The sequence below is a fragment of the Leptospira dzoumogneensis genome (assembly GCF_004770895.1).
GTDB classification, from domain to species: Bacteria; Spirochaetota; Leptospiria; order Leptospirales; family Leptospiraceae; genus Leptospira_B; species Leptospira_B dzoumogneensis.
In genome coordinates this window covers 40491-53566 of sequence record NZ_RQHS01000023.1, presented here as the reverse complement: position 1 = coordinate 53566, position 13076 = coordinate 40491, and the positions used below count along the sequence as shown (strand labels likewise).

The window sequence follows — 13076 nt, the reverse complement described above, 5'->3', positions numbered from 1 at the left end:
ATTAACCCTCCTTTGCATACGTTTAGTGTTACCTATGTTCCCGGTCTATTTTGTTACCCATGTCTCCGGTTTGTACCAGGGTGGGGCCTTTTTACAACCAAAGCTCTCAATCAAAGTCATATCTCCCTCCCGCGACAGCGATGCGCAGGGTTTAGTCTCGAAGAGACCGAAGCGATAGCGTAGCCCGTAGCAGCGCGGCCTCGCGTTCGCGAGGAGTCGCCCGCATCCCTAAAGGGACTCGTTTTGATATTTCGAATTATTGGATAGGATATGAAAATGTAGTTACTACAAAATTATAGTTGATATTGTTTTATGGCCTCGCAGGCTCAATATTGAGATCGATCGTAGGAGAGAATTCGGATGGGATTGCGTGAGACAAAGAAGGCTAAAACTCGTAAACTTATCTCGGATATTGCTCGTGATCTATTTATAGAAAAGGGGTATGACGCGGTTACTATCGTTGAAATAGCCGAAAAGGCGGAAGTCGCCGTTACTACACTTTTCAATTATTTTCCGACCAAAGAATCTCTCATTTTCGATCTTGAAGATGAGATAGATGCGGATATCTTGAAGGCGATTCGAGAACGAAAGAAGGACCAAACCATTCTGGATGCTCTCTATCGATACTTTTTCTCAAGCAAGTTATTCAACCCTCCGAATAAAAAGACCTTCTCCGGATTTGGAAAACTTATCCGATCTTCTCCTGAACTTACTTCCTATCTGCGCGGTTTATGGGCTCGTTATGAAAATTCTTTAGCTAAAGAGATCCAAAACGATTCAGGCGTCAATAAGATGGAAGCGGAATGTATTGCAAAGTTGGTCCTGGAAGGTGTGAGTTTCGCATGTAATTCTCCTTCTCCAAAGGATGTATTAAATCTCACGTTTAAAATTTTGAAGAATGGGTGGAATAAATGAAACAAGGCCAACCACATGATGTTATTATTTCCGGAGCGGGCCCGGTAGGACTTTTTTTAGCCTGCGAACTTGCATTAGCAAAATGCAAAGTTCTTATATTAGAAAAAGCGGAGAGTCCTTGGTCTCCATTCAAACAACTTCCTTTTGGAGTGCGTGGACTATCTGCTCCGAGTATAGAGGCTCTCTACCGCAGAGGATTATTAGAAGAACTTGAAATACATAAACGTCTTAAAAATCCTCATGCAAACACGGTTCAACAGGGGCCGCGTCGTCAGGTAGGACATTTTGCCGGGATTCCATTTCTTGAAGGTAATGTGGATACTTCGCAATGGAAACATCGATTAGATAGTTCCACTGAGACCAATTTGATCTCCGCAATGGAAGAGATGGAAACTATTCTGACTCGTCGCGCAGAAGCGCTCGGTGTAGAGATTAAGAGAGGTTTTCCTCTGACCTCTTTTAACCAGACGGATGATGGAGTGACTGTTCAATCGGGAGATCGATCTTTTCAAGGCCGATGGCTTGTAGGTTGCGATGGAGCTCGAAGTGTTGTTCGTAAATTTGGAGGTTTTGAATTTGCAGGTACTGAGCCCGAATTTACAGGCTATTCCACCAAGGTTGATATCGCCGATCCGGAAAAGTTAGGTCCAGGAAGGAATCTAACCGAAAGAGGAATGTATTTACAATCCCAGCCCGGCTTCATCGTGATCCAAGATTTTGATTCTGGAGAATTCCATAGTTCAGAAAAGCCGATCACACTCGAGCATGTGCAGAAAGTTCTACGCCGTATTTCGAATACGGATGTTACTATCAGCGCTCTTCATTTTGCAACTACTTGGACTGATAGAGCAAGACAGGCAACAAACTATAGAAATGGAAGGATCCTTTTAGCAGGAGATGCAGCGCATATTCATTCCCCTTTAGGAGGCCAAGGGTTAAATCTTGGATTGGGAGATGCTATGAATCTTGGATGGAAACTTGCTGCGACCATTCATAAAAAAGCTCCGGAAGGTTTATTGGATACTTATTATACGGAGCGGCATCCGATTGGCGCCCAGGTTCTGGATTGGTCTCGCGCTCAGGTGATGATCATGAAGCCGGATCCACAGGCTCGCGCATTGAATTCTATTATGAGAGATCTTATGGAGACTCGCGATACTTCTACCTATATGGCCGCAAGAGTTTGGGGAATTTTCACTCATTATGATCTGGGTGATGTTCATCCTTTGGCGGGTTATAGTGTTCCGAACTTTGAGTTTGAAGATGGTAGAAGGATCGGTGAACTTATGAAGGACGGCCAAGGAATACTTCTCGATTTTGATACAAAAACTTCTCTTAAAACCTTGGCGGATGAATATGGAGATAGAATAAAATATGTTTCTGGCAGGGCAAAAGAGCAGTTAGGTTTGAGCGCTGTGCTGATACGTCCCGACGGAATTATCGCCTGGGCTTCCGATAGTGAACCTAATGAGCAATCTATTAGACAGTCAGCTTCACTTTGGTTTGCTCAATTAATTTCCTGAAAATTCTACTAGGTAATCATTAACAGAACGAACGTTCTGTTTTTTATATGCTTTCGGATCGCCAAAATCTAGGAAAATAACGAGATTTCCAGGAATTCTGTCCCATTAGGGCTAAAATGAACGTTTAATCAGCCATGTTTTTCTTGATCGAATCGACTATGGCGAAAAATTAGGACTAGAAACTCTCGCAAGAAGGGAAAAAATGTATCAGGAACTGACTGAGCAGCAGATCGAGATTAGGGACACGATTCGTTCTTTCGTTAAGAAAGAGATCACCCATGAAGTTGCTATCCATTGGGACGAAGCAAATAAGCATCCAGAAGAACTTATCAATAGAATGAGAACCGAGTTAGGAGTCAACGGACTCACTATCCCCGAAGAATACGGTGGATGGGGACTTGGTTCAGTAGAGCAGTGTTTGGTAACCGAAGAACTTTCCAGAGGATGTCTCGGTATCAGCCTTTGTTTCGGTTATACCGGTCTTGGTATCCTTCCAATCATGAAAGGTGCGAGCCACGAACAAAAGAAAAAATGGCTTCAGCCAGTCGTTGACGGAGAATACGGAGTTTCTTTCTGTCTTTCCGAGCCTGGCGCAGGTTCTGACGTTCCTGGTATGAGCACTACTGCAGTTAAAAAAGGCGACAAATGGGTCATCAACGGAACCAAACAATGGATTACCGGTGGCGGTAGCGCAGGGGCTTATACCGTTTTTGCTTATACTGATAAAGGCCGTGGAACTCGCGGAGTTTCCTGCTTCTACGTAAAACGTGATACCCCAGGTTTGATCGTTGGTAAAAAAGAAGATAAACTAGGTATTCGTGCATCCGACACTCGTCAGATCATCTTCGAAGATTGTGCAGTTGAAGAAGCTAACATGATCGGAAAAGAAAACCTCGGGTTTATCTACGCTCTTCAAACTCTGAACGCATCTCGTCCATACGTTGCTGCTATGGGAGTGGGTGTCGCTCAAGCTGCTTTAGATCACGCATCTAAATACGCTCGCCAAAGAGAGCAGTTCGGTTCTAAAATTTCCAGCTTCCAAGCTGTTCAACACATGCTTGCTGATATGTCTATCGGTGTAGAAACTGCACGTCAGATCTGCTATCTTTCTGCTCGTATGTCTGACGCTGAAGATCCTCGTCTTCCGAAATATTCTGCAATCGCAAAAGCTTATTGCTCCGAGACTGCAATGAAAGCTGCTACTGACGCAGTTCAAATTTTCGGCGGATACGGTTACACTAAAGAATATCCGGTTGAAAAACTGATGAGAGACGCGAAAATCCTTTGTATCTTTGAAGGAACCACTCAAATTCAGAAAAACGAGATCGCAGCTTATGTGATCCGCGAAGCAGCTTCCGCAAAATAAGAATTTTCTAATATTGCAAAGCTTTAAGAAGGCGTCGGTTTCCCCGGCGCCTTTTTTATTTTCTCTTCGCTCTGATCCTGCTTAAGGATACGGGAGTAATTCCTAAATAGGACGCTATATGATATTGAGGAATCAGCTCTTCTATATCCGGTCTGGATCCTAAAAGTAGATCGTATCTTTCTTCTGCACTTAAAGCTAAGAGCTCATATTCTCTTCTCGCTTTTTTTAAGAATAAATTCTCCGCGAATATTCTACCCAGCCTTTCCCAGGCGATGTTTTGGGAGAAAAGTTTTCTGAATTCCGAGAATTTTGCGACTGCAAGTTCACAATCAGTGATCGCTCTGATATTACAGGTAGAAGGTTGTTCTGTTAGTAAATCGAAATAAGATCCAGTAAAGTCTCCCGGGAAATTGAAACTTTTGATGTACTCATTTCCTTGGTCGGTGAGATAATATTCTCTCAAAACACCCGAAAATACGAAAGCAAACTCAGTGGGCTGGGCTCCCTGTTTGATCAGAAAATCTCCGTATTCTAATTTGCGGATCGTATATAGTGCTTCCGATTTTTTCCAGACTTCTTTTGGGATGGGGGAGATCCGGTTCACGGTTTGGTAAATTTTTTCCCAATTTAGATCTTTTTGATCCATACAATTCCCGCTCGCAGATTTCTAAAGAAAGTCCGCCAACGGAAATTTTACAAATCTAATTATTGGGAAAATCCAAAAACATTCGAAGTCGGTGGTGCGGCTCTTATATGGAATCCAAAAAGGGGAGGGCGACTTTTAGAAATTCTTTCGGATTTTCTGCAAAAGGTACATGTCCTGTTTTTAGATACGCAAGCTTTGAACCTTTTACTTTTTCATGAAGCCTAAGAGCAAGTTTCGGATCTATAACAGGATCATATTCTCCCCAAACGATCAATGTGGGCGCCTGGATCTGAGAGACTTTCTCTCTTAGATCATGTCTTTCATCCAAAAAACTTTTCCAGATGGAAGCGTTTACTTCTTTCGCGCCTTCTACATCTTCTCTTTCTTTGATCCTGGTTAGAATGGACTCTGTGTATTTGTTTCTGATCTTTATATAATGATTCGGGAAGATATTCCAAACGAGTCCTGTAAACCAAACCTTGGATTTTAATCCTGCAAAACTTTTTGTGATCCAGTCCGGATCGTTTAGCCCACCGGAGTCTACGATCACTAACCCTTTTACAAGTTCGGGTTTTTTCAAAGCAAGATCCATGGAGGCAAATCCTCCTAGAGAATTGCCAATAAAGATCCCGCCTTCTGGAGCCAGTTGTGTAACTAAGTCAGGAAGAATTTCCGCATATTCTACCGCAGAAGCAGAAGCCGCAGGTTGTGGATTTTCAGATAGTCCATGGCCCGGCCAGTCCAGAGAAATCACTTTATATTTTTCTGATAAACTTGGAAGAATAGATTCAAAATCGTTATGATCATGTCCTGCGGAATGTAGTAAGAAGATGGTTTTTCCTTTTCCTTCTATCCAATAGGCGATCTTTCCTAATTTAGAAGTATAATATCCGCTGGGTAATTTTGGGGACGGTTTTTTGTTTTCTAAAACTGTTTCCATCTTTTCTCCTCCACTGCATTGAATGAGTAACAAACCTAAGAGTAAGTTTGTCGTTAGTATTCGTTTCATATTTGGATCTTCTCTTAAAGAAGAATGGAAGTCAAGAAGGGAGAAGGGGATCTGTAGATAAACGGATTATCCTATGTTAATTGCTTTTATAGTCGCAACACAACATAAGGCAGCTTCAGGAGCGAAGCGACTATCTTACTATCGCCCATTTTACTAGTTTGGCCACTGGGTTTAACCATTTTGCGACCTTCTTACGATATGTATGAGGGAATAATAAGAAATTCTCTAAAGGATAGATCAGCCCTTCTTCGATCAGTTTATGTTTGTTCTCCATCGATTTTAATTTATCCGGATTTAGCACTGAATAAATTTTAGAAATTCCGTCTTCCTCTATGAGAAAACTTTGCAGATATGCAGGTTGATTATTATAATAGCCGATCAATGTTTCCGCGCCATTTACCATTCCGAAATAAAAGTCCAAAGTATATTTGAGTTTATTACTTCCGGTCCGGATGAAGAAATGAGAAGCTCTTTCTTTTCCAATGATTGGAATTCTCGCAGCATTTACTTTTCCACCGCCGTCAGACCAAAGAACGATTTCTTCCTTTAAGAAAGGAACGAGCAGCTCCGGTTTTCCTTTGGAAGAAGCGAGTAAAAAATCACGGAAGATCTTTTTTCTTTTTTCGGAAGGGGCATCATACTTTTTACGATCGGATTTGAGAGATTCTTTGGCTCTTTTTAGGATTTGCCTGCAATTCTCCTGATTTTTTCCCACTACTTGGGAAATGGAATCGTAACCCATTTCGAAACTTTCTCTAAGTAAGAACACTGCTCTTTCGATTGGATTCAGTTTTTCTAATAGATGTAAAAATGCCAGATCCAATGTTTCAGTATCCGGCTCTTCTTCCATAGGTTCCGGAGCCAATGGCTCCGGTAACCATGGACCTATATAGGTTTCCCTTTTCCTTTTTGCTTTTCTTAAAGAATCCAGGGAGAGTCTGGCTGCAACTGTGGATAAAAATGCCTTAGGAGATCTGATCTTTTCTTCTTTGGATTTTTCCCATCGTAGAAAAGTTTCCTGCACTATATCCTCGGCTTCTACCACACTCCCTGTCATCTTATAGGCGATCCCAAAGACCAAACCTTTGTTTTCTATAAATTGATCTAGTCTTTCTTGGGTGTTCATTTTTCTGCCGTCGCCAATCTTTCGTTTTGTTTGACTGAATCTTTTTCTTTAGGTTGAGGGATCGCATAAAAATCGAAATATTTTTCTGCCTTAAAGGAGAAGACTGTGAATTTACAAATAAGCTCTTTTACAAAGGCTCCTAATCTTCCTGTCCAAAATTTTTCCTTAGGGCTATCGTCATAGTTTAAGAATTGGAATAATCCTTCTTTCCTTCCTAAACTTACACAACGTCCTACATATGCCAGTTCGAAAGGTTTTTGCCCTATTGCGGATTTATTTCCCATTAGGCTGGATATTCTTTCTCCCAGATAAATTCCCATTGGAAGAGCTGTGGCACATGCCATTCTTAAATAGGAATATTCTTCGCCCGGAACTTTTACCGCGTCTCCCGCTCCAATGATATTGGAATATTCAGGAACCTGCATATACTCGTTCAGATAAACCTGGCCGATCTTGTTGGATTCTAATCCTGAGTTTTTTCCCAGATCGGAAGCCACAAGCCCTGCGGAGATCACGCAATAATCATGAAGGACCTCGGTTCCACTAGAAGTTTTGATTTTATCTTCTAATAGAAGCTCTCCTCTTTCTCCTTCGATCAGGTTTACGTGCAGATTTTTCAGGACTTCTTTCATATAAAGAACTGCGTTTGAAGAGAAATTTTTTCCGATCTTATCCGAATCCAAAAGTGTTATTTTTGCATTTGGATAATTTTCTGCGAGTTCCGTTGCTACTTCTATCCCTGAAAGTCCTCCGCCTAATACGGTAATTTTTGCATTAGGACGATTGTTTAATTCTTTTCTCAGTCGTTCCGAATCTTGGAAACTCGCCACCGAGAAATAATTGATCCCTTTTGTGCCTGGATCTCCTGCCCTCATCCCTGCGGTATAGCCCAGATAATCGTATTCAAAGGTGGTCCCATCATTTAAGAGAACTTTGTTCTCTTTCGGAAATATTTTTTCTACTCTTTGGATGATAAGACTTACCTTTGGATTCAATAAATTTCGGATCTGGAAATCTTTTCCTTTGGTTCCTGCGATTACTTGGTGGTTTCTGATCTTTTCCCTAAAGATCGGTTCCGCAGTGATCAGAGTAATTTCTACTTCTGGACTTTTGCGCGTTAATCTGTTTGCCGCTGCGATCCCTGCGTAACCTCCGCCGACGATCAATACCTTCTTCTTTGACATGGTTGCCTCCGGTTCTATAGGCAAGACGCATCCGAATCATTACTTGTGACAGTGTTTTGAATTTTCTTTGAGAAGAGGTCTCAGACGACTTTTAGAATGCTTCTGATTAGGAGATTGACAGAGGCATTCTTTTAAGCATCCTGGATAAGGAACTATGAAGCGTATTTTTTTCCTGATCCTTTTCTTGGTTTCGATCTTAGGATTGATTGTATGTAAGGAAAAAAAGCCGATCCCAGAGCTGGAAGGATTCGTTGTTAAAAGTGTAATTCACCCCAGTAATAACCCATTCAACCAAGAAAAGGTGGAGTTGGGTAAGACTCTATATTTCGATTCTAGACTTTCTTTCAACCAAGATGTAAGCTGTGCAAGCTGTCATAATACTGCTTCTCCTGCCGAAGGTTTTCCTCGTACCAAAATCCATAATCCTGCTCCTTCTCTTACCAACGTAGCATTGTATAAGGATGTATTCAAAGATCCGGAAGCAAAAGAGTTGGAAGATCTTGTAAAAGATAAAGTGCATTCAAAACTATTATTCCAAAATGAAACAAAGCTCATCCAAAGGATCTCTTCTATCCAGGGTTATAAGGAACTTTTTGAAAAGGCATATGGAGATCCTGGAATTACGGGAGAAAGAATAGTTTTAGCACTTTCTACATTCCAAAGGACCATAGTAAGTAAAAACTCCAGCTTTGATAAATTCGTGATGGGAGAAGAGACAGCACTCACTCCTGCTCAGATCAGAGGTTGGGATGTTTTCCAGAACAAGGCAAAATGTATCCAATGTCACCAGGGGCCTAACTTCTCCGATTCCGAATTGCATACAACCGGTCTTGCAGGTATTAAAGATAAGGTTAGAACTCCTACATTAAGAGATGTTACCAAAAAGAAAACATTCATGCATAATGGGATTTTCGGATCTATAGAAGATACGGTGAACCACTTCGCTGAAGGTGGTCATTCCAAAGCGGTCCACGATCCAATGTTAAGACCTGCGGAACTTTCCGATCAGGACAAAAAGGATTTGATCGAGTTCTTAAAAGCGTTAGAAGGGGAACCAATCCAATTGGAAATACCTTCTATACCAAAAGCTTAATATATCTTAGATTATTTATCGGAAGGAGTAGCTTGCCGCGCTCTCTCTACTTCGTTTTTGATGATCGTGTCTACGATCTCATTCACATTCACTCCGAACTTCTCGAAAACGGAGTTTCTTGCCAGTTCGTAACGGATGATATCCACGTTAAAATTGATCCTTGCTTGGGCCACTTGTAACTCTGCTTGGATCAAACCGTCCAGAGCGGATTTAACCAATACTGCGGTAAATCTTCCCTGATTGAAACGTGCTTGGACACCTTTATAGAACTTCTCCGCTTCTTCTTTACGAGTGTTGGCGGTTTCTAAAAGTTCCTGTCCTGCAACGATCGCATAATATCTATTGTCCAACTCTTCTTTGATCAGAGTTCTGAGTTCTGTTTCTTGTTTCGACAAGATATCCAGTTTGAGTTTTGCATCTCTGATATCCGTTTGGATCCCGGTATCAAATAAAGGATAAGATAATGCGAAATTTAAAGTTTTTTCAGGATATTTAAAAGACATCATCCCAGTATCAGGATTCACATAGTTTGTCTGAGGATTTAAGAAAGTTTGTCCTCTTGTAGAATAACTTCCTGTGATCTTTAAAGAAGGCATATCTTCCGCGTTTTTGATCTTCAGCTCTAATTCTGCGATCTGTCTTTGGCGGATCAAATTTTTTAGATCAATTCTATGATCCAATGCGTATTGGTAATCTTTAGTAGGATTGATATCGTTCGGAACTTTTTCCTGAAGATCGGTGATGCCGGAAATTTTAGAACTCGGGTCCACATTCAAAACTCGGATCAAATTTCTTTCCGCTTCCGATCTTGCAAGTCTTGCTCTTTCCAAACTATTCTCAGTTTGAGTGAGAGCACTATTCCATTGGTTGACCTCGAATCCTTCGGAAAGACCTAAATTACGTTTTCTGACGGTGAGATCTCGGATATTTTTGGTATTCTTTTCTAATCTATCGAAAGTTTCTACCTGAGAATCGTAAACACTCAAACTCCAATAATCTACCAGAGTTTTAACTACAAGCTGTGCTAAGATATTGACCAGTTCATCCCTGCGAATGACCGCATTTTGTTGTAAGACTTTTTGTTTCTCCTTTTCAGTCTGGCCGAAAGAATACTTTAAAAGTTCCTGACCAAGAGTTACAGTCAAAGCATCAGTGTATTGAGGAGGAGCGGCTAAATAAGAACCTACGGCTCCTAATCTGGCCGCCGCCGCTTGAGTCTCGAATGCATCCGCGTCAAATCGTGTATGGCTGAGTTCTAAACTAAAATAAGTCAGAGTTTGGAAGTTTTTCTGGATCCCTACGTTTATCCGATCATTGGAGATCTTTGTTCCGGAGAGAACGTTATTATTATTCAGAGGAAGATTAGTTTTTGTTTTCGAAAAACCGCCGACCAGCGTCCATGCATATTGAGATAGATTTTTTAACTCGGCAGTGTCCGCTTTCACGAATTCCATCCCAGCGTTTCTAACTGTGATATTATTCGCTAGGACATAATTGACCGCTTCTTTCAAGGTGAGTTTAAGAACTCTAGGCCTATTCTGAAGGGAAGGGTCTAACTCTTGGGCGAACTGCGAAGCTGGAAAACCAAAAGCTCCGACAAGCAAGAGTCGCAGATAAAATTTCCTTAACGAAGGAATATTTGCAGGCCTAAGCATATTGTCGTTGGTCTTCCTACGGAGCATGGTTTTTGGTTCGGAAGAATTTGCCAAATCGAAAAATCTAAAGTAAAAGTCTAGACAGCTTAAAATCGATGAAAACTCCAGATAAAAAATTGAACCGACTCGCGTCTGAAAAAAGTCCTTATCTACTCCAGCATTCTACCAATCCAGTGGACTGGTTTCCCTGGTCGGAAGAGGCCTTTGCAAAGGCAAAATCCGAGAATAAAATTATCTTCTTATCCATTGGTTATGCCACTTGTCACTGGTGCCATGTAATGGAGAAGGAATCGTTTGAGAATGAAACCACTGCCGAAGTTCTAAATAGGGATTACGTTTCCATTAAGGTGGACCGGGAAGAAAGACCGGATGTGGATCGGATCTATATGGACGCGTTACATGCCATGGGACAGCAGGGAGGCTGGCCTTTGAATATGTTTTTAACGCCTGAAGGTAAGCCGATTACAGGTGGGACTTATTTTCCTCCGGTCCCTAAATACGGTCGTAAAAGTTTCACAGAAGTTTTGGGAATTTTAACAGGATTATGGAAGGATAAAAAAGAAGAGTTACTAGAGGCTTCCGAAGATCTTACCAAACATTTAAAAGAATCAGAGGAAACTAGGGCTCTTGCCGACGGGGCATCTGCCTCTTCTCCCGGACCGGAAGTATTTGAGAATGGGTTTTTATTATACGATCGATTGTATGATCCGGAGTATGCGGGTTTCAAATCCAATTCGGTAAATAAATTTCCCCCAAGTATGGGTCTCAGCTTTTTATTACGTTATCATAAATCTACCGGGGAACCGAAAGCTCTCGAAATGGTAGAAGAGACACTTACCGCAATGAAAAAGGGAGGGATCTACGACCAGATCGGCGGGGGACTTTGCAGGTATTCCACCGATCACCATTGGTTGGTTCCTCATTTCGAGAAGATGTTATATGATAATTCACTTTTCTTGGAAGCATTGGTAGAATGTTACCAGGCAGTAGGGGAAGAAAAATACAAAGACTATGCCTATGATGTGATCGAGTATCTTCATAGAGATATGAGACTGCCTGGCGGCGGGATCGCAAGCGCAGAAGACGCGGATTCGGAAGGAGAAGAGGGCCTATTCTATCTTTGGACAAAAGAAGAAATAAGAGAAGTATGCGGACAAGACTCTTCTCTCTTGGATGAATTTTGGAATATCACCGAAAAAGGAAATTTCGAAGAGAGAAATATTCTACACGAAACATTCAGAATGAATTTCTCCAGACTTCATGGTTTGGAACCTTCCGAGTTGGAAGAGATCGTTTCCAGAAATAGAAAAAAACTTTTAGAAAAACGTTCCGCCAGGATCAGACCTCTTAGGGATGATAAGATCTTATTCTCTTGGAACTGCTTGTACATCAAGGCATTGACAAAAGCAGCGATGGCATTCGGAGACGGAGATCTATTAAGAGAAGCGGAAGAAACCTATAAGTTCTTGGAAAAAAACCTGATCCGAGAAGACGGAAGACTTCTCCGAAGATTTAGAGAAGGAGAAGCAAGATTCTTAGCATATAGCACCGATTATGCGGAATTTGTATTGGCTTCTCTCTGTCTATTCCAAGCAGGAAAAGGATTCAGATATTTGGAGAATGCGATCCGATATACCGAAGAAGCGATCCGCCTTTTCAGAAGTCCTTCCGGCGTGTTCTTTGATTCGGGAATAGACGGAGAGGTATTGCTCAGAAGGACCGTAGACGGGTATGATGGAGTGGAACCTTCCGCAAATAGTTCCTTTGCGACTGCATTTGTTTTACTTTCTAAGTTAGGAGTGGTGGATTCTGAAAAATATCTGCAATATGCGGACTCTATCCTTTCCTATTTCAAACCTGAATTAGAAGCTTATCCGATGAGTTATCCATATATGCTTTCCGCATTATGGCTTAGAAAATCTCCGGGAAGAGAACTTGCGGTAGTATATTCCTCCCAAGAAGAATTATTACCTATTTGGAAAGGAGTTGGCTCCTTATTTTTGCCGGAAACGGTACTTGTATGGGCTAACGATAAGGAAGCAAAAGAGAATGGAGAAAAATTCCTGCTTCTAAAAAACAGAAATTCAGGAGGAGGAGTGAAAGCATACGTTTGCGTAGGATTTCACTGTGAACTTCCTGTATCGGATTGGTCTAGCTTAAGAGCAAGATTGGTAGAAGATTAAGAGAGTTCTATTCTCTCCGCATCTCTCCAAAGTCTGTCTAGATTATAATATTCTCTTTTTTCCGGAGTCATTATATGGACTATAAATTCGCCGTAGTCCAGCAGGGTCCAACCGGAAGAGGAGGATGTTCCCGTTTTATCGGTTTCCTTATGAGGTAGTTTAAAACCTTTTAATGCTTTTTTGATCTCTCTCGCTACAGCGTTCGCTTGCACTGCTGAGTTCACGGTGCAGATCAAAAAGAAACTTAAGTATGAATGCACTGATTCTAGGTTTAATACCGCGATCTCTTCGCATTTTTTATCCTGCATGATCTTATGGATAGTTTTCAGGATTTCCATTGTGTTTTCCGGGTTATTTTTGGGAGAAGGACTCATAT

The 13076-nt window shown here is 41.4% G+C and carries 11 protein-coding genes; 5 read left to right on the top strand and 6 right to left on the bottom strand.

Annotated features, from left to right (window positions below; translation table 11 throughout):
* The first annotated feature begins 360 nt into the window (after positions 1-360).
* The 3 genes from EHR06_RS18015 to EHR06_RS18005 all read left to right on the top strand — a co-directional run bounded on the left by EHR06_RS18015 (position 361) and on the right by EHR06_RS18005 (position 3804).
* Positions 361-915: a TetR/AcrR family transcriptional regulator gene (locus EHR06_RS18015; RefSeq protein ID WP_135758286.1), complete on the top strand. Its 555-nt coding sequence runs from the start codon at positions 361-363 to the stop codon at positions 913-915.
* Complete coding sequence (locus EHR06_RS18010; protein WP_135758285.1) at positions 912-2438, top strand: FAD-dependent monooxygenase; 1527 nt, start codon at positions 912-914, stop codon at positions 2436-2438. The genes EHR06_RS18015 and EHR06_RS18010 overlap by 4 nt, the downstream gene beginning before the upstream one ends.
* A 202-nt stretch (positions 2439-2640) precedes the next feature.
* Complete coding sequence (locus EHR06_RS18005; RefSeq protein ID WP_100706713.1) at positions 2641-3804, top strand: acyl-CoA dehydrogenase family protein; 1164 nt, start codon at positions 2641-2643, stop codon at positions 3802-3804.
* A 55-nt stretch (positions 3805-3859) separates the two neighbouring features.
* Here the strand turns inward: EHR06_RS18005 and EHR06_RS18000 are convergent, their stop codons facing one another.
* The 4 genes from EHR06_RS18000 to EHR06_RS17985 form a co-directional block, all read right to left on the bottom strand.
* Positions 3860-4450, bottom strand: coding sequence for a Crp/Fnr family transcriptional regulator (locus EHR06_RS18000; RefSeq protein WP_135758284.1), 591 nt, complete (start codon positions 4448-4450; stop codon positions 3860-3862).
* A gap of 103 nt (positions 4451-4553) precedes the next feature.
* The gene (locus EHR06_RS17995) at positions 4554-5390 is read right to left on the bottom strand and encodes an alpha/beta fold hydrolase (protein ID WP_135758289.1); all 837 of its coding nucleotides are present in this window, start codon (positions 5388-5390) and stop codon (positions 4554-4556) included.
* Between the two features lie 199 nt (positions 5391-5589).
* Entirely contained in the window at positions 5590-6585 is a 996-nt protein-coding gene (sigJ, locus tag EHR06_RS17990; RefSeq protein WP_135758283.1) for an RNA polymerase sigma factor SigJ, read from the bottom strand.
* Positions 6582-7769, bottom strand: a complete 1188-nt coding sequence (locus EHR06_RS17985) for an NAD(P)/FAD-dependent oxidoreductase (RefSeq protein WP_135758282.1) — start codon at positions 7767-7769, stop codon at positions 6582-6584. Before EHR06_RS17985 ends, sigJ begins: the two co-directional genes overlap by 4 nt.
* 154 nt (positions 7770-7923) lie before the next feature.
* Between EHR06_RS17985 and EHR06_RS17980 the strand changes: the two genes are divergently transcribed.
* A complete protein-coding gene (locus tag EHR06_RS17980; protein WP_135758281.1) occupies positions 7924-8862 on the top strand; it encodes a cytochrome-c peroxidase in 939 nt (312 codons plus the stop codon).
* Positions 8863-8873: 11 nt separating this feature from the next.
* On the opposite strand, the gene EHR06_RS17975 is transcribed toward EHR06_RS17980, so the two are convergent.
* Entirely contained in the window at positions 8874-10517 is a 1644-nt protein-coding gene (locus EHR06_RS17975; RefSeq protein WP_135758288.1) for a TolC family protein, read from the bottom strand.
* Positions 10518-10612: 95 nt separating this feature from the next.
* Between EHR06_RS17975 and EHR06_RS17970 the strand changes: the two genes are divergently transcribed.
* On the top strand, positions 10613-12700 hold the full coding sequence (locus EHR06_RS17970; RefSeq protein WP_135758280.1) for a thioredoxin domain-containing protein: 2088 nt from the start codon (positions 10613-10615) through the stop codon (positions 12698-12700).
* Here EHR06_RS17970 and rsfS read toward each other — a convergent pair.
* Entirely contained in the window at positions 12697-13074 is a 378-nt protein-coding gene (gene rsfS / locus EHR06_RS17965; protein ID WP_086446105.1) for a ribosome silencing factor, read from the bottom strand. The genes EHR06_RS17970 and rsfS overlap by 4 nt on opposite strands.
* Positions 13075-13076 lie beyond the last annotated feature (2 nt).